General features: G+C 65.9%; 20 protein-coding genes. 9 read left to right on the top strand and 11 right to left on the bottom strand.

Features of this window, described 5'->3' with window-relative positions; all coding sequences use genetic code 11:
- Position 1 precedes the first annotated feature (1 nt).
- Complete coding sequence (locus tag ACWEV3_RS16595) at positions 2–1,168, bottom strand: ROK family protein (RefSeq protein WP_452614704.1); 1,167 nt, start codon at positions 1,166–1,168, stop codon at positions 2–4.
- A gap of 377 nt (positions 1,169–1,545) precedes the next feature.
- Here ACWEV3_RS16595 and ACWEV3_RS16590 point away from each other — a divergent pair, with 377 nt between their 5' ends.
- The 4 genes from ACWEV3_RS16590 (at position 1,546) to ACWEV3_RS16575 (ending at position 6,338) form a co-directional block, all read left to right on the top strand.
- The gene (locus ACWEV3_RS16590) at positions 1,546–2,235 is read left to right on the top strand and encodes a Crp/Fnr family transcriptional regulator (protein ID WP_452614703.1); all 690 of its coding nucleotides are present in this window, start codon (positions 1,546–1,548) and stop codon (positions 2,233–2,235) included.
- A gap of 89 nt (positions 2,236–2,324) precedes the next feature.
- Positions 2,325–3,062: a hypothetical protein gene (locus tag ACWEV3_RS16585; RefSeq protein WP_452614702.1), complete on the top strand. Its 738-nt coding sequence runs from the start codon at positions 2,325–2,327 to the stop codon at positions 3,060–3,062.
- A 140-nt stretch (positions 3,063–3,202) separates the two neighbouring features.
- Positions 3,203–5,239, top strand: a complete 2,037-nt coding sequence (locus tag ACWEV3_RS16580) for a hypothetical protein (protein WP_452614701.1) — start codon at positions 3,203–3,205, stop codon at positions 5,237–5,239.
- Positions 5,240–5,249: 10 nt separating this feature from the next.
- Complete coding sequence (locus ACWEV3_RS16575; protein WP_452614700.1) at positions 5,250–6,338, top strand: hypothetical protein; 1,089 nt, start codon at positions 5,250–5,252, stop codon at positions 6,336–6,338.
- A 1,291-nt stretch (positions 6,339–7,629) separates the two neighbouring features.
- Here the strand turns inward: ACWEV3_RS16575 and ACWEV3_RS16570 are convergent.
- Complete coding sequence (locus ACWEV3_RS16570; protein ID WP_452614699.1) at positions 7,630–8,253, bottom strand: hypothetical protein; 624 nt, start codon at positions 8,251–8,253, stop codon at positions 7,630–7,632.
- On the bottom strand, positions 8,250–8,651 hold the full coding sequence (locus tag ACWEV3_RS16565) for a hypothetical protein (protein ID WP_452614698.1): 402 nt from the start codon (positions 8,649–8,651) through the stop codon (positions 8,250–8,252). Before ACWEV3_RS16565 ends, ACWEV3_RS16570 begins: the two co-directional genes overlap by 4 nt.
- Before the next feature lie 26 nt (positions 8,652–8,677).
- Here ACWEV3_RS16565 and ACWEV3_RS16560 point away from each other — a divergent pair, with 26 nt between their 5' ends.
- Positions 8,678–9,520: a hypothetical protein gene (locus ACWEV3_RS16560; protein WP_452614697.1), complete on the top strand. Its 843-nt coding sequence runs from the start codon at positions 8,678–8,680 to the stop codon at positions 9,518–9,520.
- Positions 9,521–9,536: 16 nt separating this feature from the next.
- Here ACWEV3_RS16560 and ACWEV3_RS16555 read toward each other — a convergent pair whose 3' ends face one another.
- The 3 genes from ACWEV3_RS16555 to ACWEV3_RS16545 all read right to left on the bottom strand — a co-directional run bounded on the left by ACWEV3_RS16555 (position 9,537) and on the right by ACWEV3_RS16545 (position 11,398).
- A complete protein-coding gene (locus tag ACWEV3_RS16555; RefSeq protein WP_452614696.1) occupies positions 9,537–10,106 on the bottom strand; it encodes a dihydrofolate reductase family protein in 570 nt (189 codons plus the stop codon).
- 27 nt (positions 10,107–10,133) lie between these two features.
- Positions 10,134–10,265: a hypothetical protein gene (locus ACWEV3_RS16550; RefSeq protein ID WP_452614695.1), complete on the bottom strand. Its 132-nt coding sequence runs from the start codon at positions 10,263–10,265 to the stop codon at positions 10,134–10,136.
- A 248-nt stretch (positions 10,266–10,513) separates the two neighbouring features.
- On the bottom strand, positions 10,514–11,398 hold the full coding sequence (locus ACWEV3_RS16545; RefSeq protein ID WP_452614694.1) for an NAD(P)-dependent oxidoreductase: 885 nt from the start codon (positions 11,396–11,398) through the stop codon (positions 10,514–10,516).
- A gap of 50 nt (positions 11,399–11,448) precedes the next feature.
- Between ACWEV3_RS16545 and ACWEV3_RS16540 the strand changes: the two genes are divergently transcribed.
- From ACWEV3_RS16540 to ACWEV3_RS16530, 3 genes are all read left to right on the top strand, one after another.
- Positions 11,449–11,856, top strand: coding sequence for a MerR family transcriptional regulator (locus ACWEV3_RS16540; protein ID WP_452614693.1), 408 nt, complete (start codon positions 11,449–11,451; stop codon positions 11,854–11,856).
- Between the two features lie 253 nt (positions 11,857–12,109).
- The gene (locus tag ACWEV3_RS16535; protein WP_452614692.1) at positions 12,110–12,664 is read left to right on the top strand and encodes an ATP-dependent Clp protease proteolytic subunit; all 555 of its coding nucleotides are present in this window, start codon (positions 12,110–12,112) and stop codon (positions 12,662–12,664) included.
- A gap of 833 nt (positions 12,665–13,497) precedes the next feature.
- Entirely contained in the window at positions 13,498–14,052 is a 555-nt protein-coding gene (locus tag ACWEV3_RS16530) for a LuxR C-terminal-related transcriptional regulator (protein ID WP_452614691.1), read from the top strand.
- An 80-nt stretch (positions 14,053–14,132) separates the two neighbouring features.
- Here the strand turns inward: ACWEV3_RS16530 and ACWEV3_RS16525 are convergent, their stop codons facing one another.
- Positions 14,133–14,927 (bottom strand): tryptophan 2,3-dioxygenase, encoded by a 795-nt coding sequence (locus ACWEV3_RS16525; protein ID WP_452614690.1) that lies wholly within the window; start codon positions 14,925–14,927, stop codon positions 14,133–14,135.
- Positions 14,928–15,347: 420 nt separating this feature from the next.
- Here ACWEV3_RS16525 and ACWEV3_RS16520 point away from each other — a divergent pair, with 420 nt between their 5' ends.
- Positions 15,348–16,886, top strand: coding sequence for a tryptophan halogenase family protein (locus tag ACWEV3_RS16520; RefSeq protein ID WP_452614689.1), 1,539 nt, complete (start codon positions 15,348–15,350; stop codon positions 16,884–16,886).
- A gap of 105 nt (positions 16,887–16,991) precedes the next feature.
- On the opposite strand, the gene ACWEV3_RS16515 is transcribed toward ACWEV3_RS16520, so the two are convergent.
- From ACWEV3_RS16515 to ACWEV3_RS16500, 4 genes are all read right to left on the bottom strand, one after another.
- Positions 16,992–18,257: an MFS transporter gene (locus ACWEV3_RS16515; RefSeq protein WP_452614688.1), complete on the bottom strand. Its 1,266-nt coding sequence runs from the start codon at positions 18,255–18,257 to the stop codon at positions 16,992–16,994.
- An 84-nt stretch (positions 18,258–18,341) separates the two neighbouring features.
- On the bottom strand, positions 18,342–19,904 hold the full coding sequence (locus ACWEV3_RS16510) for an AMP-binding protein (RefSeq protein ID WP_452614687.1): 1,563 nt from the start codon (positions 19,902–19,904) through the stop codon (positions 18,342–18,344).
- Positions 19,905–19,973: 69 nt separating this feature from the next.
- Positions 19,974–20,963, bottom strand: coding sequence for an ACP S-malonyltransferase (gene fabD / locus ACWEV3_RS16505; protein ID WP_452614686.1), 990 nt, complete (start codon positions 20,961–20,963; stop codon positions 19,974–19,976).
- Positions 20,964–21,009: 46 nt separating this feature from the next.
- A complete protein-coding gene (locus ACWEV3_RS16500; RefSeq protein WP_452614685.1) occupies positions 21,010–25,545 on the bottom strand; it encodes a beta-ketoacyl synthase N-terminal-like domain-containing protein in 4,536 nt (1,511 codons plus the stop codon).
- Between the last annotated feature and the right edge of the window lie 2 nt (positions 25,546–25,547).

Genomic DNA, 25,547 nt, shown 5'->3' with positions numbered 1-25,547 from the left:
GCTACCCTTCGCGCGAGGGCTGCGTGGTGTTCGCAGCGGGGGACATCAGGGACGGGGAAACGGCGCCGATGTGCAGCGCCTGCGCGCCCAGTTCGGCGAACACGACCTCGGGCGCGGACGGCGCCGCCGAGCCGACCAGCTCGGCGAGTTCGGCGAGCCCGGCCGGACCGAGTTCGGTCGCGGCACCGGCGAAGACCACGCGCGCCGGGTTGACCACGCACGCGCAGACGATGGCGGCGTAGGCCCAGGCCTCGATGACCTGCCTGCGCAGCGCGGCGACGGCGGGCTCACCGGCCCGGTCGGCCAGCTCGGCGACCGGCGCACCGGTGGCGCCACCGTCTATTTCGGACAGCGCCTGCCGGATTCCCGGCACGCTCCAGCGCCGCTCGAACTCGCCGCGCCCGCCGGTGTGCGGCGTGGGCGGCAGCCCGGCGGGCAGGAAGCCGATCTCACCGGCGAACCCGGCGGCGCCCCGGCAGAGCGTGCCGCCGGAGACCACGGCGGCGCCGATGCCGTAACCGACGTAGATCAGCACCAGGTCGTCGACGTCGGCGGCGGCACCCCGCTCGCGCTCCCCCAGCGCGATGAGGTTGACGTCGTTGGAAACCTGCACGGGCAGCCCGACCCGCTCGGTCAGCGCGTCGGTGAGCGACCGCCCGCCGAGCGCCTCCAGCACGGGCGAGAGCGTCACGGCGCCCTCCGCGGTGGCGACGCCGGGGAGCGAGAACACCACGCGCCCGGGGCGAGGCCGCGGATGTTCCTTCAGCGCCTGGTCGATGATGGCGACCAATCCGTCCAGCGGCTCGTGCGGATCAACGGCGCGGCTGTGCGCGCCGAGCAGCTCGCCGGCCAGGTCGACCACGGAAACGCGCGCCTGCTCCCCCTCCAGGGAAACGGCGATCAGCGATTCGGCGGCCGGGTTGAACTCCAGCATCCGCGGCCGACGGCCGCCGGAGGAGTCGCCGGCACCGGCCTCGACGACGTGCCCGGAGGCCATCAGCTCGCGCACGATCTCGGTCAGCGAAGAGGGCCGGTACCCGGTCAGCCCGGCGAGCTCGGTGCGGGAAACCGGGCCGTGCTCGCGAAGCGCGGCCAGCACCGCATCGGTGCGGATGCGGCGCAGGGCCTCGTTCCCGGTGGGCGCCGAACGCTCGTTGACCTCGGACATGCGTAACTTTATACGTCATCCGAAGTAAGTTTCCAATACTTCGCCGCCACCAAAATCCCCAAGTCCCACAACACCTTTCGCCGACTCCCGAACGCCACGACCCGATCACGAACAGTGACATCCGCCTTTCTTGAAACCGCGCCGACTTCGCACCACCCACCTGATCCGGCAGACGGACGGGCCATGGAACAACCTGAGCGGTTGAGCCCCTCCCTTTACCGCATCGGCTGATCGAGACCAACGCGCCAGCATCCAACAGCGAGCTGTTACGAACCGCACTACCGACCACATCCGTTCAGGTAGTGGCGTTGGTCCGTCAAGGGCATGCGTGTCTGGATCCATACCGAGTACCTCGAACGGCATCGCAAGCTCGAGAGATGACCACCTACAAGCGAACCGGACATGACCGCCCCTACGCGCTACCCATCAGCTTGATCGAGCACTTGCGCACGCTAGGGCGAAAAGTCCATTTCGCCAGTGGTGAAACGCTCATTCAACAGCACGGGGACGAAGACTCGGTGATGCTCATTGAGCGCGGGCTCGCTGTGGTCGACCATGTTGACGAATCCGGAAAACGAACACTCTTGGCCCTACGGGGACAAGGGGAACTCGTCGGAGAACTCGCCGCCCTCAACTGCAGTCCGCGGTCAGCCACAGTGAGGGCATCCACTGCCGTGGAGGTCACTGCGCTCCCCGCTGGACGCTTTCGAGCACTGATGAAATCAGAGCCCGGACTGGCATTCCACGTGCTTCAACACGTCGCTATGCGGGTCAACGAATCAGATCGTCGGAGGATCGATGCCGACACCGCACCGGTCGCCGCAAGGCTCGCACGGCTACTACTGGAGCTAGCAGACCTTTATGGGCACCGGAAGGGGAACGGATCCATCGAGATCCGTCGCCTCTTCACGCAGCAGGAGCTTGGTAACGCTATCGGAGCAACTCGAGAGTCGGTTGGACGTGCACTGGCCACTCTACGCGCCCAAAACGTCGTCAAAACCGGCAGGCACACGGTCACCGTACTTCGGATGGACCAGCTAACCCACCACGCTCGGCAGCAATCTTGAAGTTGTGTGCGAAATGTCGCAGACCGGCGCCATCACGCCGTGTAGACACGTCGTCGACGTCTCCACCTTTCGGCGATCGGAGTGACTGCATGGGACATCTACAGACCAGGTTGGCGCTCGCCGTTGACGTAGTCGACTTCAGCAAGCAGGACAACCGGTTTCAGCAAAACATGCGTGCGGGCGTTTACGACGTGCTCAGCAGCACGCTGACGGAGAGCATCGGGATGTCACTTGACGATCTCGATCACGAGGACCGCGGCGATGGCGTTTTCGTCCTCATACCACCCGAATCAGACAAGACGCGGCTTATCGACCCACTGCTCGATCGCTTGCACACGGAACTCCGTCAGCACAACGACTTGGCCAGCTTCCGTAGCCAGCTTCGATTGCGTGCTGCTTTGCACAGCGTGGACGTTCACCGGGACAATAAGGGGTGGGTCGGCAGCGACTTGAACGATGCGTTCCGGATGCTCAACTGTGATGCAATACGCTCAGCGTTGAGGGACCGGCCAGCCTGCGTGCTCGGGGTGATCGTCTCTCCAGCATTCCAATCAGTCATTAAGCACGGCTACGGCGCGATCAACCCTGCGGACTATGCAGAAGTCCCAGTCGAGCGGACCCATACGCCGATGTCAGGATGGCTCCGTCTCGTTGGCGAAGCCGGAGCAACTCAGAACTCGCCTATTCACCAGCAGCCCCAGTCGAGGGCGCCGGCGGCGCACGATCCCACGACCTCGAGAGCAGGCACTCACTTCCACGCGGGAGTGAGCGTTCGTGGCGACCTGGTCAGCGGTGACAAGACCGTGCACCACTGGGGGCAACGATGACCGCTGAACGTCAGGAGGCGAGAGAACCTGGACGCAGCGAGCAGCACGAAGTTAAGCCAACCAGGGACGACGGAGGCCTTGAGCGAGATCGAGCTGAGTCCGACAGGACAAATGATTCAGCTTTCGAAAAGAAATCCTCTGTGGACGAAATCAGCATCGCCAAGCAGCTGGAGTACAAGGAGCGCCCTCGCGCCGGCGAAACCGAAAGGAACATCGAAGACATCCGCGCCAGCCTCACAGAGGGCGGCTGGTCGGCCGCGGACTACGAGTTCTACGGCGATTTGGTTCAAGGACACAAGTTCGTCCAGATCAGGAACATCGATTACAACGTCGACACCGAACCTGTCCTGCACACCTTGACAGATGACGAGCTCGCCGAGTACGACGACCACGTTCCAGCCCCAGAGCAAGCCTCTCTTCGGAAGCGCGTCAGTGGATCCGTCCTCACTGTTCTGAGCGGGCCAGCAGGTTGGGGCCGTGCGGCGACAGCAACCGACTTGCTGCGATGCGCCGGAGCTGAGCATGTAGTCATCATCGATCCATTGTCAGACCTGTCGAAACTGGGCAAGCGCCTGTTCCGCCCCGGGGCTGGCTTGCTCGTACCAGATTGTCCTGCGAAAGTCCTACGAAGACTGTCCGAAGCACAGTTACGCCACCTGCTCCAAACCTTGCGCGAAGGACAAGGACGGATGGTGATCACTAGCGACGTGATCGCCGATGACCTCCGAACTAGCTTGCACAATCATGTCGTCAAACTCGGTAAAGCAACACCTCGCCGGGATATCCTGGTTTGCCACCTGCGCCGAATCACGACTGACGCCCGCGCAGCCGAATTGATCGACAGTGCTGCAGCGCAAGCCTGGCTGGCGGAGAACGCGGAAGCGTCAGCAACTATGACAGTGCGTTTCGTCGAGGAACTCGCTGTTTCGCCGGACCTAAGCCAGCTGTCGAGACAAGAACGGCAGCGACGCCGCGCTGCTGTAGCTGATAAGATCGCATATTCGTCGTGCTGGCAATGGCCATGGCTGCTCACCGCCGCTGTCCACAACAATCAGCGTTGGCGAGATGCGATCGACTCCGCAAGTAGGCTTTTCGATTTCTTCGAAATGGACGATCGCCGTAAGCAGCAGCTTGCCCTAGCAAACACAAAAGGGTACATAAATCGCTCGTCCACTATCGAAAGAATACAACTCGGCGCCGTACCGATCGAAACTATTCAACTCCAACAACCAGAGTCTCGTGCATGGATAGTTGAGCGAGTGTGGACAGTTGCCGGCACGTACCGAGAACCGCTCCTTAAGTGGCTCTGCTGGTTGGGGGAAGACCACCACGAGACCGTTGTGCGACACTCCGCCGCAGCGACAGTCGGTCAGTTGATGAACCTCGATTTCGTGGACGTCGCATACAACACTGTGGAGAAATGGGTAGGACGACTTTCGCTGGAAAGCACCGAGTCCGCCGCAATCGCACTCTCCTTCGCTGCCGACAACCGGAATCTACGCTCCGCCGTCGTCCGATTGGCGCAGTCGTGGGCGCGCGCTGACGAGACGAGAAAACTCGGAGCTGCAGCTGCATTTGGCGTTCCCCTGGGCACACGAGCCCCCGAGCAGGCAATAGCTGTGCTCGACGATCTGATGCACAATTCCTCGACGCGATTACGTTACCGGATCGGGCGTTCACTCGCCGATCTAGCGTACCACCAGCCAGATGTTCTGTTGCCGAGCGTGCTTTCACTGGTCAACTCGTGGGCTACTTCTCACAACAAGAACCTCACGCGAGGCAGCGTGACTGCCTTCTTAATGCTCGCGAATGACCTCGCCGTTTCAGACACCAAGGTCAGCCACCCGAGGCTTCTCGCACTCTGGATGGAGAGAAACGCGCTGAGAAATCACCTGGACGACATGGCTCTGCTCTGGCGAATGGCTCTCACCGACCAGGACTTGTACAAGATCGCGAGGAACTACTTCAGCGAGTGGGCCGAAATGTGCGACCTCAGTCCGCAGTATCGTGACGCTTTCGCAGAACTCACCCGAGAAATCACTAATGGTGATCGACGAATCCTCGACATCGTTACTCGAATCGCACAAGGCTGGGATAGCGGCGAACGGAAAGTCTACGCACCAGCCACCTCGGCGGCCGTGCTCTCCCGCCTGAGTTCAACCTCCCGAGCACAGTAAGGAGTTCATAATGCACGAGCTTGTCGAACAGATCAAACAGTACGAAGATCTCGCCGGCACTCGCCGCCGCAATGCCCAATCTCCGATTACCAACACTCGAACCATCGGACCATGGCGAGTACTCGGACGGCGGCCGACAGTAAAACACGATACATCTCTGGTATTACTCACGTCCCGGGGTGAACTGAAATACGTGCCTGATCGACTTCCCGCTACCACATGGGCATTCGGGCATATCAGGAGGTACTTCGAGATCGACATGAAACAGCACAGGCAGGTTATCCCTCTGACACTGCCGTGCAAGAACGACATTCTGAGATTCCGCGCGAACATGGAGGTTCGGTGGAGAGTTGTCGATCCAAAGGAAGTAGTTCGGTCCAGTGTCTCGGACGGGGCGGCAGCCTTCACCGCAAGCGTCGCGGTATCTCTGCGACGGATATCGAGAAGTTTCGATCTCGAGAATTTGGGCAAAGTCGAGGACGTCCTCAACGAGGAGTTGAGCTCCCAAACTCCAGCTGTCTCACAGGGCATTGAGGTTCTCGGTGCAACACTGGAGATGGACCAGGACAACATGCTACGCGCTCACGAGCTGATGAAGCGCCGAGAAGAGCAATCAGCTGAGATCGTGAACATCCGATCGGGACACGTCGAGCAGTACGTGCAGCGCGGCACAGGCGGGATGCTCGCATATCACTTGGCCCAGAACCCAAAGTCCGTCCTGGAGATACTCGACTATATGTCCCAGCAAGAGGACAAGAATTTGGCAACGACAATCAGCGTCGTCGGAGAACTCATAGGGTCTGGGGCGATCCAAGACATCGAAGCGGAGCACGAAGTCAAGGATGCGTTGCAGAACATCTTGGAACGCTTTCGCTCAGTCAGGCCTCGCATCACAATGGAACCTATTTCGACCGAGCCTCGCAGGAGAGAGAAAAAGAAGTCAGAAGTCCAGGAGGGTGCCGAAGTGCTGCCGCTGGCGAACCGCAAGAAGAGCGAGGGTTACGACTCCCCTGCTGACGCCGAAGACAACCCACGAGAAAGCCCGAGTACCACTCACAACGGGCAAACCAAGGTACCGCACACGACGAATGACATCTAGATGTTCAGCCTCACAGATGGACTTGTCGCGAACTTGCTCGATGGGCACCCGTCCTTCGTGATCGGGCTTGCACGCCTTCCGATTCGTTTTATGTTCATCCTTGGCACAGCGTGGCTGGCATCCAGATATCTTCTCCCATCCTTTCTCAAGACCGCGCCGAATTTGTCGTACATCTTGCTCCACGCTACATGGTATCTCTTACTTCTCGCCGCACTCCCATTTAGTCACTACAGACGCCCCGCACGGTACATCACACACAGCTACTGCGATTCGACAGAAGATCTACTTCTGACTGTGCAGCGGAAAATCCGCCTAGCCAGGCGACTAGCTCGCCGCGTTCGAAATGTTCACATCTCATCACTTCTCTGGCTGAGTGTAGGAACCGTATTGGTGACCGCCTTCTTCATCTGAAGCAGAGATTAACCATCAGCACGTCACCAGCCATAGAGTTCTATCCCACAAGCACGAACCAACACAACAGGAAGATCGCCGAAACGAGCCACGAAGATATGGCCACACGAAGATATTTATACTTAACGGCAAGTATTCGGGACATATCATGAGCCGTCCGCCATGCCTCATTACGCTTACCTCCAAAACTAGTCTCTACGAGTACCTCAGAGGAGGCCTTCGCCACCGCTGGCCACGAATAACGACTGTATCCTGAAACCAATAGCCGTGGCCACAGAGCTCGCGCGACGGCGCCGACAGCGACGGCACCACCAAGTAGCACGAGCACAAAAGAGCCAAGCGGCATCCACTCTAGATCTTCAGCCCGCTGCACTAGACGAGCTACATCTCGACGTTGAGAAAAGGCAATTCCTAGCAAAACCGTGGTCGCGGTTGCCACTAGGCCCGCTTTGGTATCCGCATTGTTAGTCAACGAAGCAAGGTGACTTATCATAAACCGCGCATCATCGACAGATTCTGCTTCCTCCGAATCGACACTGTCATATACCTCCCGGGTTGCCTCTGACTCTGACACCAGACCCCCTCTACAGTATTTCCGCAACCTTATTATCCGCCCCACGCGTTCATTTTTCGAGATCCAGTCGGGTGACAGTATCGCCACTAATGGAACATAAGAAACCCACGAGCGCAACCATCGGGAGCCAGAGCCGAAATCGGCCTTATACGGAGGCATCACACTACTGGGACGAGTATCGACGAAAGAACGAACAGAAACAGAACCGCCGCCGATGTGACACATTCCGGAATTCCCAGAAACACGCTTTATCGATACCATCGCAAGCCAACAGGCGATACGGGCTCCACGAAAGACGTACTGCGATCATAGCCAGCAGCGATCCTTCCCCAAAACGTGCGGCAGGCAATCATCACGAGGAATCAGGCCGTCGTCATGCCGGCGCCGCTTTCGGTCTGCGTGACCGACAGCAGATAGGCGGCTCGTCGGAACTACAGGCCCGACGCATCCGGCTTGACGAGCAACGCCTTTCGTCGACTCCAGAAAGCCACGAGCCGATCCCGAGCAGTGGCATCCGTCTTTCTTGAGCGACCGCTCCTGCTGACCCAGACCGTCGCCGGGGCGCAGGCTGGTGGCCGACTCGCGGAGGCCACCCGCGCGGCGCTGGACAAGTGGATCGTCGAGGTGCGCACAGCGCTGGAGCGAGTGCTGGCGGGGTCGCCGCTGGCCGAGGTGGCCTACCCGAGCGCGCTGGCGCACACCGTGTCGGAGAGCTTCCTCGGCCTCACGATGTTCGAGTCGGTCGACCTCGAAGGCGGCGAGCAGGCGCTCGAAGCTCTCGGCAGGCTCGCCGAGCTGGTGGACGCCCTGGAAGGGCTCGGCCCGATCGCCACCCGAGCGGTCCGCGAAGCTCCGCAAGAACGCCAAGGCGTAGCGCGCAAGCTTCGGCACCTGTCTGTCCGAAGTGGATGTTCCTCGACCGTCGATCATCCGTCCGCTTCGGCTGCCGAGGTGGGTTGGCCCGGCGGGTTGTTCGGCATGACGACGAGGCTGATCACGTGGCGGGCGCGGTCATCGCTCGGCTCGTTGCCCGTTCGCGCGATGATCGCTGCCTGGACTTCGTCGATCAGCGCGGCGAATTCTTCCTCCGTCAGCCACATCGCGGCCTGCCGGTAGACCACTCCGTCGGTCACGGGATCGGCACCTTCCTGCGCCAGGTAGCGCTCGAAGTCCGCCATCAACGACGCCGAGAACGTGGTGAAGGCCCGCCGGTGGTCCTCCAGCGTCATCGTCGCCTGCGCTGTGGACGGTGGCGGACCGCGGTTCGCCAGCCGGCGGCGCGCTGCGGGAACGATCGTGGTCGACGGCACGTCGGAGGGAAACGACATGTCGTTCGCCCGGAAGGAATCCCGCTGTGAAAGACGATTGGCCCCAGAAGGTGCGCGGCTGGGAGCTCGCCCGGCACGGCCACATCGAGAACTACCGGAAACGACTGGCCAACAACGTCACGGTCACCGCGATCTGGGAGAACGCGACCGGCACCGGCACGGTGGATGCGCGCGTCGAGACGCTGGGATTCGGCCGGACGCTGACCAGCAGCCGCAAGGAATTCCGGGACAAGGAGGCGTTCTGGACCGCCGCGCGCTGCGTGGTGGAGATGGCCGCGAACCTCCCCTCGCTGGGCGCGGGCAACGAGAGCCCCGCCGATTCCGAGCTTTTCGGGGAAGTCGCCGGGAACGTCGACGCCGAACCCGGCACCAACGGCACCCCGGAAGCGGAGCTGACGTTCACCCTGCTCAACGGCCGCACGGTGACGCTGATCCTCTCCGATGACCAGGCGTTCGACCTGTGCACGCGCATCTACAAGCTCGACAAGTACGTGTGGGACGAGCAGCGCGACGAGGACGACGAACACGAGGCCGAAGAAGACGAGGACATCACCGACGACGAAACCGGGGAAGACGACGAAGACGACGAGGTGCCCGACATCAGCGATGTCAGGTCGGGCCCGGACACCGGCCACGACGTGGTCACGCTCCTGGAAGCCCAGTTCGGCGTCACCGAGGACTACCTCATGGCGCACGTCGACTGGTCGGCCCTGATCGTCGTGGGCGAACCCGCGGTGAGCTCGCTGATCAGCCGGGGCGAGGAGTTGCACACGGCGCTGCAGCCGCGCTGGTACCCGGTCGTCGTGGACCGGCCCGGCGAACAGTGGGTCGTGCTGCGCCGGACCGGCCTCCGCTACGTGGGCGAGTGAACTTCACGAGGCGGCCTCACTTCCTGGCGTAGGTGTGGATCGCCGCGCCGCTGCCGAGGACGTGCGCGTCGGCGAGGGCGAGGTGCGTGGGCGCGATGTCGCCGTCGAACACGCCGATGCCCTTGCCGAGGACGAACGGGTAGATCTTCAGAACCAGTTCGTCGATCTCCGGCAGCAGCGAGGCGGCGAGGCTACCGCCGCCGGCCAGCCAGATCCCGCCGCCCGGCTCGCGCTTGAGCGCCCGCACCGCCTCGACGGGGTCGCCGGAGAGGACGGTGACCGCGGGGTCCGGGCTGGTGAGGCTGCCCGACACCACGTACTGGTCCAGGTGGGAGTACGGGCTGGTGACGCCCTCCCGCACGCCCGGCTCGTACGTGCCGCGCCCCATCACCACCGCGTCGAAGCGGTTGCCCAGGTCGGTGACCCCCAACATGCCGTGCAGGTGCGTCGGCAGCGTCTGCGGGTACTCCGCGACGAGGTGCTCGACGAGCCCGTCGGGCAGCGGGAAGAACGCGTCGAGCGAGCCATCGGCGCCGGCGATGTAGCCGTCGACGCTGCAGCCGACGAAGTAGGTGAGCTTTCGCAAGGGGTTTCTCCTCTTCGAAGTGGTCGATCAGCGACGGATGCCGGGCTTGGGCAGCGGGCGCCGAGCCGGCACCGACCGGGGCATGCGCGGGTGCGGCTGAACCCGCTTGCCGCCCTTGGCCGACGGGAACGAGAACTGAGCAGCGACGGGCTTTCGCATCGGTTGACCACCTCGATATTAGTACTTCGTCTGTCGTACTCAAAACGTAGTACTCCACTTGAAGTGGTGTCAAGCACGAACTTCGAAGAGGCGCGAGACCGGTCCCGGCTTCAGCGTCGAACGCCTGCTGACCTCGGATTCGCCGTCCCCGTTCGACATTGCGCGTCCAGGAATCCGGGATCGTCGGGACGGCGTTCTGAGCGGTCGGTAGCCCGAGCGGCGGGCTACCGACCGCGAGGCCGGATCGATCAGTCGTTGCGGGGCCTGGCGAACTCTTCGATCAGCACGGGGTACTGCTCGCCACCGTGCCCGGCGGCGATCGAGCGGTCGGCCATCGCCTTGATCAACCTCGGCAGTTCGGCGTTGACGCCCACCGCCTCGCTCTCCTCGATCAGGTGCGCCATCGCCCGCGCATCGGTCTCCAGGGCCGACACCTCCGCCGGGTAGGAGCCGCTGTCGATCTGCTCGGCGTACCCGGGAAGCCATCCGGCCACGCCCGCCGCGATCTGCTGCGCGAACGGCGCATACGTCGCGGCGTCGACACCGGCCGTCCGGAGCAGGGCGGTGCCCTGGAGCCAGGCGTTCAGGACGCTCCACATCATCGCCAGCCCGGCCACGTCGTACAGGGACGCCAGCCCGTGGTCGGCGCCGAGGTAGGTGACGGTGCCGAGCGCGCCGAGCGTCGACTCGTGCGCCGCGAAGTCCGACTGCGGCCCGCTGTGCAGGATCACCGCCTCGTCGGTTCCGATCACCGACGGGATGGCCATGATGGCGCCGTCCAGGTAGCGCGCGCCGCGCTGCTCGGCCCACCGGGCGGTTTCCCTGGCCTGGGTCGAGTCGCCCGAGGTCAGGTTGATCAACGTCGTGCCGTCCAGCTCGGCATCGGCGGCGGCGAGCAGTTCGCGCACGGCCTGGTAGTCGGTGAGGCAGATGATCGTCACGGAGCCAGCCCTGAGCGCGTCGCCGACCGTCGGCGCCAGCCGTGCCCCTGCCGCCACCAACCGGTTGGCCTTGGCAGTCGTGCGGTTCCACACGGTCGTGGGGTGCCCGGCCTTCAGGAACGCCCCGGCGAGGGCCTGGCCCATGAGCCCGAGCCCGATGATTGCGACCGGTGCGTGGTTTTCGTCGTTCATGGCAGCATCGTCAACGTTGATACCGGTGTGAATGTCAAGCGAGGTTGTCGATGCGGATCGGGGAACTGAGTCGCCGGACGGGCGTCAACACCCACCAGCTGCGCTACTACGAGGCCCAGGGCCTGCTGGAGGCGGACCGCAGCGCGAACGGCTACCGCGAGTACGACGAGGACGCCGTGCTGCGGGTGAAGCAGATCCGGCACCTGCTCGGCGCCGGTCTGTCCTCAGAGGACATCGCATACCTGCTGCCCTGCGCGATCGGCGAGGCCCCGGAACTGGTCGGCTGCCCCGAGCTGCTGGCCGCGATGCGAACGCGGCTGCAACGGCTGAACGACCAGCTGGAGAAGCTCGCCCGATCCCGGGACGCGCTCATCGACTACATCGACGCGGCGGAAAGAGTGGCCGGCGAGAACTACCCGCCCTTCGACGGCTCCGACCGGCACCCCGTCCCCGCCTGAACTCCCGGCGGGGAACACTGGCGCAGACCGGCCGGCGAACGTCAGACCGGGCATTGCCGCACCACATCGGCGTCGTGCCGCGCAATGCGTTCGGCCGAATGCTTCCAGGATTTCCCTTGCCGCGGACGTACGCTCTCAGCGAACCGGTCGTGCCGAAAGCACGTGTTCCGGCGATCAGGACTACAGTGATCTTCGCACGCGAAACCGCGACGAGGGAAGCGAGCAGCGCGAGATGCCCATACACAGTTGGGCGATGAACAAGTTGATGAACGATATGTTCGATGATCGGACGATCATCATCAGCGGCGAGCTGAGCAGAAATTCCTCGACCGCCGCGATATCGCAATTGCTGCTGCTGAACGCCACGGATCCGGATTCGGAAATCAAGCTCTACATCGACAGCGCCGCCGGGTCTTTACCGGCCGGATTCGCGATTTGCGATGCGATCAACTGCATCAAGCCGGAGGTTTCGACCTGGGCGATCGGCACAGTGGGATCAGCGGCGACTCTCGTGCTGTGCTCCGGAGCGATCGGCAAGAGGTACATCCTTCCGGGATCGTACGTGGTCCTGCGGCAACCCGACCACGACGAGGGTCTCGACGGGGAGCCCGTGACGCCGACGACGGCGGACCACCAGAAATGGTCCGATGAAATGGTGCGGCTCCTCGCCGCGAAGACCGGGCAGGATTCGGACACCATCGCTCGCGACCTTCGCAACCACCTTCGCCTCTCGACCATCGATGCGGCCCCCTACGGCATCGTCGATCAGGTCATGGCCGGCGGCAAGTACGCCCCGCAGGGAAACTGACGCGCCAGGCGCCGCAATCCCGTATCCGATCGAAGGCGGTCGGCGTGACCGCCACCACGATCGGCGAACGCACTCCACGCCCGGAACGGGGCCAGCCAACCCCAGGCTCCATCCAACGCGCTGACCAGCGCGTTGTCCCGCACTTCGCTTACTTCCGAATCCGGGCACACCGGCCAGGCATGTGGTCGGCATGCGAAACCGACCACTTGGCGGGTGGGGTTACGCCCGATATCGGACACCGCCCCACGACGCTGCGTCTTCCGGCGGCCCCGACTGCACCATTTGACGATTTCCACCTAGTGCTCTGCTACTGCATTGAGCGTATCTTCCGGGATCACAGTGACATACTCGTGATGCACTCGATATTTTCGACTTGTCACCCGACGCCGGCGGCACCCGGCGTCCGGTTTCCCAACGGGAGCAGACGGAGGGGCAGGGCACGGTGCGATGAGTAACGAACGGCGGCGCCCGCCCCGATAAGGCCGCTGGGACCGGCAGAGCCGGTACGGCGCGGTTGGGACGTACGAACCGGGAAAACTGGGGATGCAGCACGAACACGGCCAGCGATAGCACGACGCCACGCCGACAAAGGTGTCCGCATCGAAGAAGTACGGAGCAATTCCAACGACACGAGCAGTCCGCCCCGCACGAAAGGAAGTTGCGTCATCAACGGGGATATAATTCCATTAGGAAACAAATGGGAACCCGCCGCAGGTCGACATGACGCGGATGGCATCGCCCGATTCCGCAACGCGGAACTGGCCGTCCTGGTGTCCCTTCCCAACGAGGTCTCGAGATGGGGCCTCACGTACATGCTGCGCAGTCTTTCCCTGGTGAACTTCGTGCACGGCTGTGCCGATTTCCGAGAGGCCGTGACCCTCCTGGAAAACCGTCCTTTCGACGTTGCCCTCATTTCCGCCGACGAATTGGCGGAGTTCGAGCAGATCTCCTCGGTCGCGGCGAAGCGCGGCGTGAAGACGGTCGCGCTGCTGCGCGACGCCAGCGATGACGTGGTCGCCCAGGCCGCGACGCTGTCGGCGGACGGATTCCTCCTGGAGTCCGCGGTCGATCCGCAGAACCTCGAAGACGCCCTGATACGACTGCAGCGCGGTGATATGGCGCTGCCGTCCTCGCTCGCCAGGAAGCTGATCACGGAGCTTCGCCGCCGAGGCCAGCCGCGAACGAGCACCGTCCGCCTCACGCCGCGCGAACGACAGGTCCTCGGCTTGCTCGCCGAGGGGATGAGCAACAAGCAGGTCGGCCGCCGGCTCGGCATCTCCGCGCACGGAGCCAAGCGGCATGTCGCCAACCTGCTGGCCAAGCTGAACTGTCCCAATCGGACTCTCGCGGTCGCCTACGCCATCCGCGATGGCTTGTTGACCAGTTGACCTGAAGGGGTCGAGGTGGGCGCTGCAACGGAGCACACGCCCACCCGGCAAGCCCCGGCCGCGACGAGCGCGGAAGACCGTCACAGCTGGGACCGGACCTCCCAGAGTTCCGGGAATAGGCGGGAAGTTATGCGAGAGCGCAGGTACTCCACTCCGGTTGATCCACCGGTGCCCGGTTTGTACCCGATCTGGCGCTCGACGCTCAGCGCGTGGTGCGTTCGCCACCGGCCGTACGCCTGATCGACGTCGAGCAGGGCCTCGGCCACCCGCAGCAGTTCCCAGTGCGCGGCGGGCAGGTCTTGGTAGCCCTGCTGCCAGACCTTGGCGAGCGAATCGACCCCCCGCTTCTCGACCAGGGCGATGAACGCCTCCCGCAGACTGGGTTCTTCCAGCCTGCGGACCAGGCGTTCGCGCTCGTCGTCGGTGAGCTGAACCTGGTCCAGGTAGCCGGCGTCCTTCCGCCCGGCCAGGAACTCGATCTCGCGATGCTGCACGGACTCGAAGCCGCTGCCGCCCCGGAGGGTGTCCCGGAAGGCGAGGAAGTCCATCGGCAGCATGGTGTCGAGCACGGCCCACTGCGAGATCAGCACGTTCTGGATCGCGACGAGCCGGCGCAGCAGGTGTTCGGCCGCGTCGAGCCGGTCGGCCACCAGGAGGTCGCGCGCCTCCTCCAGCTCGAACAGCATCAGCTTGAACCACAGCTCGTGCACCTGGTGGACGATGACGAACATCAATTCGTCGTGCGTGCCCTTTTCCGGTTGGCAGCTCAGGAGTTGATCGAGCCGCAGTACGTCGCGGTAGCGGGACCCCACAGCGTGCTCAGCGCAGTTTCGCTGGTCCGGCTGGACCACGGAAACCTCCTCGGTCGGCAACATCTCGGAAACCGTTCGGCTCGGCACTGCCGGCGGGGGCGCGGTCGAGGACCGTGCCTGCCGCACCGCAGCGGAGTGTCGCCGGACACCGACTCGGCCACGACGAAATGCGGGGCAGTCCCCGCGGTACGGCGTCGCGTCCGATGGACTTCACCACGGCGACTCCACCGGGAAACCGCTCATCGGCTCCTCGAACGCGGCCGCGCCCGTCGTTCGCGCGCCGGTTCGGCGGAGGGACTGCTCTGGGCGGTCACGAAGCCAAGGTTAGGAACGGGGCCGTTCGGTAACCAGTGCCCAAACGGACGCCCCAACGAGCCCCACCAATGGTCCACGCCCAGTGCCCGAACGAGCAGTCGCGCCCGGACGTCCGGCCGTGCTGCACTGCGGCTGGAAAACCGGTGAAGATCCGCGAAGAGGTGGGACATGCTCCGCAACGTCGTCATAGTCGGTGGAGGTACTGCCGGTTGGATGACCGCGACTTACCTGAAGGAAGCGCTGGGCGACCAGATTTCGGTGACCCTGGTCGAGTCCGCCCGCGTGCCCACCATCGGCGTGGGAGAGGCGACCTTCAGCACCGTTCGGCACTTCTTCGACTACCTGGGGTTGGCCGAACGGGACTGGATGCCGGCCTGCCACGCGTCCTACAAGCTGGCCATCAGATTCGAGAACTGGCGCGAACCGGGCCACGTCTTCTACCACCCGTTCGAACGGATGGCCAAGGTGCACGGGTTCACCATGGCCGACTGGTGGCTCAAGCTCGGCGGCGAGCGGTTCGACAAGGACTGCATGGTGATCCCCGAGCTGGTCGACGCCAAGCGGGCGCCCAAGTACTCGGACGGCGAACTGTTCGAGCGGTCCCTGCACGACGGCGGTGACCGGAAGCGCCAGAGCACGATGTCCGATCAGGACACCCAGTTCCCGTACGCCTACCACTTCGACGCATCCCTGCTGGCCGAGTTCCTCGCCGACTTCGGCACCCGCCGGGGAATCCGCCGAGTGCGCGACGACGTGCTGGAGGTGCGCCAGGACGAGCGGGGCTGGATCAGCCACCTGGTCACCCGCGAACACGGCGACATCACCGGTGACCTGTTCATCGACTGCACCGGATTCCGCGGCCTGCTGATCAACCAGGTGCTGGAGGAGCCGTTCGAGTCGTACCAGGAGTACCTGCCGAACAACCGCGCCGTGGCGCTGCGCGTGCCGGCCGACATGGAGCACACCGGGATGCGCCCGTGCACGACGGCCACCGCGCAGGATTCCGGCTGGATCTGGACGATCCCGCTGTCCAACCGCATCGGCACCGGCTACGTCTACGCCGACGAGTTCTGCTCGCCGGAGGAGGCCGAGAAGACCCTGCGCGAGTTCGTCGGCCCGGAGGCCGCCGACGCCGAAGCCAACCACATCCGGATGCGCATCGGCCGCAACCGGAACTCCTGGGTGCGCAACTGCGTGGCGATCGGGCTTTCCAGCGGGTTCGTCGAGCCGCTGGAGTCCACCGGGATCTTCTTCATCCAGCACGGCGTCGAGCAGCTGGTGAAGCACTTCCCGGACGCCAACTGGGAACCGGAGCTGATCGCCAGCTACAACCGGGCGGTCGCGCGCTGCCTGGACGGCGTCCGCGACTTCCTGGTGGTGCACTACCGGTGCGCCGCGCGGGCCGACACGCCGTACTGGAAGGCCACCAAGGAGCGGCCGCTGCCGCCCGGACTGGACGAGCGGCTGGAGGCGTGGTCCGTCCGGCTACCCGACCACACGTCGGTTTACCCCTACTACCACGGTTTCGAGCCGTACTCCTACAACGTCATGCTGCTCGGCCTCGGCGGTCATCTGCCCAAGCGGTCGCTGCCCGCGCTCGACTTCCTCGACGACACCGCGGCGCGTGCGGAAATGGCCCGGGTGCGGGAGGAGAGCGCCCGGCTCGTCGGTTCCCTGCCGAGCCAGTACGAATACCTGACGTCGTGAACGCCGGGTTCCCGTCCTGATCCCAGTGGCGGATAGCAGGAGGGCCTCTGCTGGTCGACCAGCAGAGGCCCGATTGCTTTGCGCGGGATCAGCGAGAAGGCCGGCTCACACGCTCACTTCCTCCCGCTCTGCCATGGTCTTTTCCGGGAACCGCGGTGCGGTCAGCAGCAGAACGCTCGCGACGGCGAGAAGCCCCACGGACGCGATGAGGGCGACGTCGTAACCACCGGTCGCGCTGCGCAGCCACGAGATCAGCAACGGGCTTGCGCCGATCCCGACGACGAAGATCGCGTACAGCACGCCGAACAGGCGGCCGTAGCAGGTCAGGTCGTAGTAGCGGGCGGTGAGGTACCCCATGACGTCCACCTCGCCGCCCAGCGACAGGCCGAGGCCGATCGCGGCCACGACGGCGAGGTCGGGACCGCCGAGCAGCAGGGCGAGGAACCCGGCCGCGGCGACGGCGAGCACGATGGCGGCGACCTTCGGCGCGAAGAAGCGGTCGACGAGCAGGCCCACCACCAGCCGCCCGACGATCAGCGCCACGCCGACGAGGCTGGCCGTTCCCGCCGCGGAGGCGGCCGGCACACCGGCGTCGCGCAACAGCGGGACCAAGTGCACCGACATGCCGCCGAGCGCGAGCGCGAGGAGGAGGAAAGTCACCGCGAGGCGGCCGAAAAGCGCGGTGCGCAGCAGCGGCGCGAGCCGCGGGGCGGCGGACACCTCCTTGCGGGCTGCCGCGCGAGCGAGCCCGCGCGAGCGCGGCATCAGCACGCCGACGACCACCGCGCCCACCAGCACCACGATCCCCAGGATGCGATAGACACCGCGCCAGTCCTCCGCGATCTGCGCGCCGAGGATCTGCGGTGCGAGGAAGGCGACGAGCCCCGCACCGGCCAAGGCGATGCCGAGCGCGATCCCGCGAGCCCGGTCGAACCGCTCGTTGACCGCGCGGGTGAACGAGACCGGCGAAGAGGCCGCCGCCACCACGTACATCAGGGCCGACAGCAGCAGGAAGCTCGTGAAGGGCTGCCCGACCGCCGAGAGCGCCATGAAGATCCCGCCGAGCGCGGCCAGGGACAGCGCCGACGGGATCCGCACGCCGTAGCGGTCGACGACCAGACCGATCAGGGGCGACAGGATGATGTTGATGATGGAGCCGATGAACAGCACCGACGAGATCTGGCTGCGGCTCCAGCCGAACTCCGCTTCGAGCTCCGGAATGAACAACCCGAAGGTGTAGAACGGCAGCGACGCGATCCCGAGACCGATGCCGACCGTGGCGGCGGTCAACGGCCGCCAGCCGCGCAGGATCTCGGCACCGGGCCCGGCCACCTGATCGCGGCCGAGCGTGCCCCCCGCTGTTTCACTCATTGATTCCTCCTGGCGACGTACTTCGACTTCCACCGCCAGGCCGGGCGGAAGTCCGCCGCCGGCGGGTCTTGAGCACTGCCGCCATCACACCTTCCGCGCCTGGGCGTCCCAGTACTCGTCGCGCAGCTCGCGCTTGAGCACCTTGCCGGCGGGCGACCGGGGCAGGCCGCGGACCAGGATCGACTTGGGCGCCTTCACCGGGCCGAGCCGCTCCTCGCAGGTCCGGATGATCGCCTCGGCATCGATGTCCCGCCCCGGCTTCGGCTCGACGACCGCCGTGACGGCCTCGCCCCACTCCTCGTCCGGCAGGCCGATCACCGCGCAGTCGTGGACCTCGGGGAAGGTGTGGATCACCGCCTCCACCTCCGAGGAGAACACGTTGAGCCCGCCGCGGGTGACGATCAGGTCCTTCTTGCGGTCGACGATGTAGATGTAGCCGTTCGCGTCGCGCAGGCCGATGTCGCCGGTGCCGTGCCAGCCGCCTGGCCGCCGGGTTTCGGCGGTCGCCTCCGGGTTCTCCCAGTAGCCGGGGAAAACCAGGTCGGAGCGGACCGCGATCTCGCCGGTCCGCTCGGGCGGCAGGACGTTGCCGTCGTCGTCGATGATCTCGACGCGGGCGACGACCGTCGGCTTGCCGCAGGAGGCCAGCAGCCTGCGGTCGCCGTCCGGGGCCACGGCCCGTGCGGCGTCCTCGGCGGTGAGCACCGTGAGGGCCAGCGGCGCCTCGGACTGCGAGTAGAACTGGGTCATGACCGGCCCGAACACGTCCACGGCCTCGGCCATTCGCTCGGGGGCGACGGGCGATGCCGTCAGGAAGAAGTGGCGCAGCGAGGAGTAGTCGTGGTCGCGGACCGACGGATGTGCCAGGAGCTCGTACAGGTTCGAGGGCGGCAGGAAGATGCGGGTCACCCGGTTGCGCTCGATCGAGGTCAGGATCTCCTCGGGCACCGCATCCCGGTGGATGATGACCGATCCCCCTGCACCGATCGCCGGGAAGGCGAACGAACCGCCGGCGTGGGCCAGCGGCGTCGCGCAGATGTAGCGGGGCGGCTCGGGTTCGGCGGCGTGCGCGCTCACGGCGACGTACATCAGGTGCGCCTGCCGGTTGTTGATCGGCACGATCTTCGGTTTGCCGGTGGTGCCACCGGTTCTGATGAACAGCATGTTCTGGCTGGTGTCCACCGGGAGCAGCGGCGCCGTCGCGCCTTCCGGTGCCATCCAGGTGGTCAGCTCCGGGTCGCCCTCGCGGCCGGGGCCGATCGAAACCGTCGTCCGCAGGGTGGGGACGCGCTCGATGAGCGTCGCGGCGAGATCGGCCTGAGAACCGTGGTAGATCAGCCGGGTGCACTTCGCGAGGTTGAGGAAGTCGACGAGGTCGTCCGCCGCGCTGGCCGCGTGCCCCGCCATCCAGATGCCGCCGGCGCGGATCACGCCGACCGCGCAGGCGAACGCGTACGCGTCGGGCGGGCTCAGTATGGACACGCGTTCGCCCTGCTCTAAGCCCTCGTCCAACAGCCCCACCGCGACCCGGTGGCTGACCGAGGTGAACTCCTCGTGCGTCATCAGCACGGTGCCGTCGGGATCGACCATGCACGGCGCCTGGGGGTTGATGCTGGAACCTCGGTCGAGGTAATCGATGAACATCATGACTGGAAGAACTCCATTGCTGCGAGATGTGCGCTGAGCGACGGTGTCGAGCCGGGCGGGCTCGGTCGCTCACCGATGAGACGTTCCGCCGGCGCGGATCGTTGCAATGACTTCGCCGACGCCGAGGTTTCCGTTCGCGCAATCGCGAAGCAGTGCCAGTACGCGTTCGTCGCGGTATTCGCGCCAGGGCCCGGCGTCTTCCGGCTCCTCCGCCGGGATCTGGTCGACGAGGGACGTCAGGACCTTGCTCCCGCCCAGCTCCTCGAAGGTCGACACGCCGGCTTTTCGCATGTACCGCACGCACTCCACCCATCGGACCGCGTGGGTTATCTGATCTGCCAGCGTTTCCCGGATGGCTTTCGCGCCCGATCCGAAGGGCAGGCCGGTCACGTTGGAGACGACGGGCGTCCGGAGCTCACCGAAGTCGACCGCGTCCAGGAACGCCCGGAACTCCTCGGCGGCCGTCGCCATCCACGGCGAGTGGAAGGCCCCGCTGACCCGGAGCGGAACGAATCCCCGGACGCCGTCCAGCTTTTCGAAGACCGGCTTGATCCGCTCCAGCCCTTCCTTGCTCCCGGACAGCACGTGCTGCTCGGGAGCGTTGTAGTTGGCGATGACGACGTCCGCGACGCCATGCGCTTCCAGGGTCTCCGCGATGGTTTCCCCAGAAACGCCGACCACCGCCACCATCCCGCCGCCGTCGGCCTGGCCCATCAGCTCCGCGCGACGCTTCACCAGCCGCAAGCCGGTTTCGAAGTCGAAGGCGCCTGCCGCGAAAAGCGCGTTGTACTCGCCGAGGCTGTGGCCTGCCAGGTAATCCGCGGGCGCCGCGCCCTGCCGGCGCGCCGTCAGGTAGTGCAGCGCGTTCACGACGTAGATCGCGGGCTGCGCGTACGTGGTTCCGCTCAGCTGCCGGTCGGGATTCTCCAAGCACAGCGCCTCGATCGAATACCCGAGCACCTCGTCGGCTTGCCGGCACAGCTCCGGGAAGTGCTCGAACAGGCCCTTGCCCATTCCCTTCTTCTGCACTCCCTGACCCGGGAACACGTAGGAACGCATCAGCTGACCTCGCATCGTGAAGTCTCGGCGGATAAAGCGGATTCCATCAGGCGGCACCGTCTTCGACGTAGGTCTCCACGCACGCCTGCTCGATCGCGGCGAGCGGCCCGTCGTCGTGCAGGATGGTCATGTGGTTGGCCGCGTCGATGTCCACCACTCGCAGCGCCGGGAGCTCGCGCTCCCAGTCCTGCCGGTAGTTGACGTGGTCCAGGGAGAAGGTCTCGCCGGTCACTTGGAAATACGGTTCGAGATCGCCGAGGAAGAGGCCCCTGCGGTTGCGGAAGTACGTGCAGTTCACGGCCGTCGGGTCCACCAGCGGCCGGACCTCGTACTCGGCGAGCCCGTAGGCGAGCTGCACCCCGATGTTGCGGAGGGTGAAGTCCGCGATCTGCTCGCGGCTCATGGACAGGCCCCGCTCGACGGCGAGATCGGCGAGCTGCCGCACGAGTTCCGCCTCGTCCACCGTGGCGTCGACCTCGTCCTGGTGGATCAGCAGTCGCGTCACCTCGGCGAGGTCCTTCACCCCGGCCGGCCAGAGCAGCGAGTTCACCACCTGGATGGCCGCGCTCCGGGCCGTCGCGGACCCGCCGGCGTTCGACTTCGCCAGGCCGGTGCCGTCCGGCGAGTCCACCATGATCAGCGAGTTCACCGCCTGCCCCTGCTGCTGAAGCAGGCGGGTGATCTCGTAGGAGACGATTCCGCCCAGGCAGAACCCGCCGACGTCGTAGGGCCCCTCGGGCTGCACCGCGCGGATGATCTCGGTGTAGTACTCGGCCATCTTCGGAATGCCTTCGACGGGCGCGTGCTCCGTCATGAAGCCGCGGGCCTGGATTCCGTAGAACGGGCGGTCGATCTTCGCGGCGATCGTGCGGTACGTCTCGACGCTGGCCAACGCACCGTGGATCCAGAACACCGGCCTGCCCTCGGTCACGCCGTTGAGGTGCACGAGCTCCGGGAACTGCGGGCCCTCGGGCAGGCTGCCGTCCGCGGCCACCGTCGACAACCGCGCGACCACGTCGTCCAGGGTGTCGTTCGGCTGGAGCCAATCCGGCTGGAACGCCGGGAACGCGCCGCGGAGGCGGCTCAGCACCGCCACCAGGAGCAGCGAGTTGAGACCGTAGTCGGCCAGCGCCTTCGAGCCGTCGACCTCGTGCTTTTCCAGGCCCAGCACCGAGGCCACGAGGCCGGTGACGAATTCCTCCGGCCCGACCGCGCCGGCGTGTTCACCGACGGGCGACGGTGCGGGGACCGACCGGCCCGGGGGCTGCATGTCGAAGCACATCCGCCGTTCGAACGGGTAGCCCGGCAGCGGAACCCTCCGGCGTCGCGCCCCCTGGTGCAGCAGGCTCCAATCCACGGACGCGCCCGTCACCCAGCGGTCGGCCAGGAGATCCATGCGCCGCTGCGCCACGAGGGAGCGGAGGAACTCGTCGGTGTCGGCGGACGAGTCGACGATGCCGCGGTCGCGCTGCGCACCATCGGCGACGGCCACCCGCGCGCGCATCTCCGGGTCGTCGTCGAGCCATCCGCGGAGCACCTCGGCCGCCTCGTCGGCGGTGGCCGCGATCAGCGCCAGCCTGCAGTCCATCGCCTCGCGCCCGACCTGCAGGGTGTATGCGACGTCCGCCCAATTCTCCGGGCCCGCGTTCGTCGACCAGTCGACGAACTGCTTCGCCCGTTCACGAAGTGCGTTCCCGGTCTTGGCCGAGAGCACGAGGATCTGCGGCGAAAGGTCGCTCTCCTGCGCGTCATCGCCGTGGGCGGGCAGGTGCTGTTCGAGCACCGCGTGCGCGTTCACGCCCCCGATCCCGAAGCTGTTGATGCTCGCACGACGCGGGAGCGCACGGCCGTCGCCGCCGGTGCGGACGGGCCACGGGACGGTCTCTGCGGCCACCCGGAGCCGAGATCCCGCCAGGGAGATGTTCTCGTGCAGATCCCCGAAGCCGGGAATCGCCGGGACCACGCCGCGCCGCACGGCCTGGACCGTTTTCACCAGCGCTGCCAGACCCGAGAACACCTCGGTGTGCCCGATGGACGGCTTCACGCTGCCGAGGTAGACGGCGGAGTCTTCGCCGTCCGGCGCAGCGGTGTCGCCTCCCAGGCTCGCGCGCAGCGCCGCGATCTCCGCGCTGTCCGCCAGCATCGAGCTCATGCCGTGGGCTTCGACGTAGGAGACGGTGCCGGGGTCGATACCCGCGTCGGCGTAGGCGCGTGCGATGGCGGACTTCATGCCGCGGACGTTCGGCGCCGTGAACGACACGCCCTTGCCGCCGTGGGCGACGCCGGTGCCGCGCACAACGCCGTAGATGGTGTCGCCGTCGTCGATCGCCCTGCTGAGCGGCTTGATCAGGACGGCGCCGGCACCCTCGCTGCGCACGGTGCCGTCGGCGTCCTGCTGGAACGGGCGCACGTCCCCGCTGGGGCTGAGCATCCCCGCCGCCCGCATTCCGGCGAAGCGGGCCGGCGACATGATCAGGTTCACGCCGCCGACGAGGGCCTGGTCGCACTCCCCGTCGCGGATGGACCGGATGGCGCGGTGCAGGGCCACGAGCGATGACGAGCACGTCGTGTCGCACTGCTCGCTCGGACCGTGCAGGTCGAACGCGTAGGAAATGCGATTGGGGATCAGCGCGGGCGCCGGAGAGCTCATCAGGCTCGGCCCGCCGTCGGCGTCCGGCGATCCGGGCTCGTACTCGCTGGCGGTGGCGGCGACGAAGACCCCGGTGGGCCGCGCCCGCAGCTCCGCGGGCTGATAGCCCGCGTCCTCGATGGCGTTCCACGCCGCCATCAACATCAAGCGGAGCTCGGGGGTCACCTGCCGCGCCTCGGTCATCGACATGCCGAAGAAGAGCGGGTCGAATTCGTGGATCTCGGCCATGAACCCGCCCCGGATCGCGGCCACCTCCACGCCGTCGCCCTGGAGCGCCCAGTCCGCACGCCGCATCGGCGGGCCGGTGATGCAGCGTTCGCCCTGTTCGACGACTCGCCAGAACTCCTCGATGTCGTCGGCCCGGGGGAACCGCGCGGACATCCCCACGATGGCCATCCCCTCGGGCTCGGTCTCCTCCCCGATCGGCACCGCGCCGGCAGGTGCGCTCACTTCCGGGGGAGCGCCCCCGCTGGGGCCGGGGGTTTCGGGCTGGAGCGGGGCTTGGATCTCGGAGGCGAATTCGGTGACGATGAACTCGCTGAGATCCGCTACGGTGCCGTGCTCGAAGAGCACCGTGATGTCCAGGTCGATGTCGAGCTGCTCGCCGACGGCACGGGCGACGTTCACGGCGAAGATGGAATCGAGGCCGTAGTTCGAGAACGGCTCGTCACGCGCGATGCGGGAGCGGTCGATGCGCAGCGATTCCGCGAGCACGTCGAGCACTGTTCCCGCAACGTGGTCGAGCAGCCGATCCGCGGGCGCGGACCCACCGCTCGGGCTGACCGCGGCCGGGTTTTCGCGCACCGGCGCTCTCTCAACCGGCTCCGGCGCTCGATCCGGCGCGGACTCGCGCGCCGCCGTGCTCGCCTGCCGCACGACCCCGTCGCTCTCGGCCACGATGATCTGCTGACCGAGATCCGCGGCTTCCCGCAACGGCAGGGTGACCGGCCCGTACCCCTCCTCGGCGAGGACGCGCTGCCAGCCTTCGACCGACAGGAGGGGGCTGCCCGGGATGCGCGACTCCGCGTCGTCGTAGAGCCACCACCCTTCGAGCAGACCGAAGGTGAACGCGTTGAGGAAGTTGTTCGCCGTCACTTCGTTGAGCAGCAGGATTCCGCCCCTCTTCAGGGGCGCCTTGGCGTTTCGCAACGTGTTCCGGATGTTCCGGGTCGCGTGCAGCACGTTGGCGGCGATGACCACGTCGTACTCGCCGACGGGGATTCCCTGCTCTGCCACCGCGTTCTCGATGTCCAGGATGCCGTAGGCCAGGAACGGGCTGGTCGGCCCGTAGGACCGCTCGGCGTGTTCCAGGAACGCCCGGGAGAGATCCGTGTAGCGGTACTCCCGCACCGCCAGGCCCTCGGCCCGGATGGCGTCCAGGACGATGGCGCTCGTCGCACCGGTGCCCGCGCCGATCTCCAGGATCCGCGGCTCGAAACCGGGCTCGGCATCGGCCCGGCGCCGCAGGTGGGCGACCAGCTTGGCGGCGAGTGCCGTGCTGAAGTAGATCGATGCCGGGTTGGACTTGTACGCGTTCTCGACCAGTTCCACCGACCCGCCCGGGAACATGACCTCCGTGGCGCGCCGCTTCCCGGTGACGATGTCGGGCAGGACCCGGAGCGTCGTCTCCACCAGCAGATGGGTGGCGGCCAGGTCGGGATTCCCCTGCCAGTGCGGCTTTTCCGCCTCCCACTCGCGCCACAGCTCATCGAGCGGCCGGTGCCCCCGGGCTTCGCCGACCAGGATGCTGTCGTCCCGGCGTTCGAGGTAGCCCTCGACGTCGAGGACGCGAACGCACTCGGCGAACCACAAGTCGTACACCGGCAGCAGACCGGCCGCTTCCCGCGCCGCACCCAACGTCTGCTCGGATCGGCTGAACGCCCCGAGAACACGCAGGTGAGACCACAGGAAGTCGCACAGCAGCCGTTTCATGA

The organism is Saccharopolyspora sp. NPDC003752 (assembly GCF_053605825.1).
This window is presented reverse-complemented; position numbering and strand designations above follow the sequence as displayed.

Coding starts and splice junctions, on each gene's coding strand:
- ACWEV3_RS16595 (WP_452614704.1), bottom strand. CDS start 1,168: ATGTCCGAGGTCAACGAGCGTTCGGCGCCCACCGGGAACGAGGCCCTG.
- ACWEV3_RS16590 (WP_452614703.1), top strand. CDS start 1,546: ATGACCACCTACAAGCGAACCGGACATGACCGCCCCTACGCGCTACCC.
- ACWEV3_RS16585 (WP_452614702.1), top strand. CDS start 2,325: ATGGGACATCTACAGACCAGGTTGGCGCTCGCCGTTGACGTAGTCGAC.
- ACWEV3_RS16575 (WP_452614700.1), top strand. CDS start 5,250: ATGCACGAGCTTGTCGAACAGATCAAACAGTACGAAGATCTCGCCGGC.
- ACWEV3_RS16570 (WP_452614699.1), bottom strand. CDS start 8,253: ATGATCGACGGTCGAGGAACATCCACTTCGGACAGACAGGTGCCGAAG.
- ACWEV3_RS16565 (WP_452614698.1), bottom strand. CDS start 8,651: ATGTCGTTTCCCTCCGACGTGCCGTCGACCACGATCGTTCCCGCAGCG.
- ACWEV3_RS16550 (WP_452614695.1), bottom strand. CDS start 10,265: ATGCGAAAGCCCGTCGCTGCTCAGTTCTCGTTCCCGTCGGCCAAGGGC.
- ACWEV3_RS16545 (WP_452614694.1), bottom strand. CDS start 11,398: ATGAACGACGAAAACCACGCACCGGTCGCAATCATCGGGCTCGGGCTC.
- ACWEV3_RS16540 (WP_452614693.1), top strand. CDS start 11,449: ATGCGGATCGGGGAACTGAGTCGCCGGACGGGCGTCAACACCCACCAG.
- ACWEV3_RS16535 (WP_452614692.1), top strand. CDS start 12,110: ATGAACAAGTTGATGAACGATATGTTCGATGATCGGACGATCATCATC.
- ACWEV3_RS16525 (WP_452614690.1), bottom strand. CDS start 14,927: ATGTTGCCGACCGAGGAGGTTTCCGTGGTCCAGCCGGACCAGCGAAAC.
- ACWEV3_RS16520 (WP_452614689.1), top strand. CDS start 15,348: ATGCTCCGCAACGTCGTCATAGTCGGTGGAGGTACTGCCGGTTGGATG.
- ACWEV3_RS16515 (WP_452614688.1), bottom strand. CDS start 18,257: ATGAGTGAAACAGCGGGGGGCACGCTCGGCCGCGATCAGGTGGCCGGG.
- ACWEV3_RS16510 (WP_452614687.1), bottom strand. CDS start 19,904: ATGATGTTCATCGATTACCTCGACCGAGGTTCCAGCATCAACCCCCAG.
- fabD (WP_452614686.1), bottom strand. CDS start 20,963: ATGCGTTCCTACGTGTTCCCGGGTCAGGGAGTGCAGAAGAAGGGAATG.
- ACWEV3_RS16500 (WP_452614685.1), bottom strand. CDS start 25,545: ATGAAACGGCTGCTGTGCGACTTCCTGTGGTCTCACCTGCGTGTTCTC.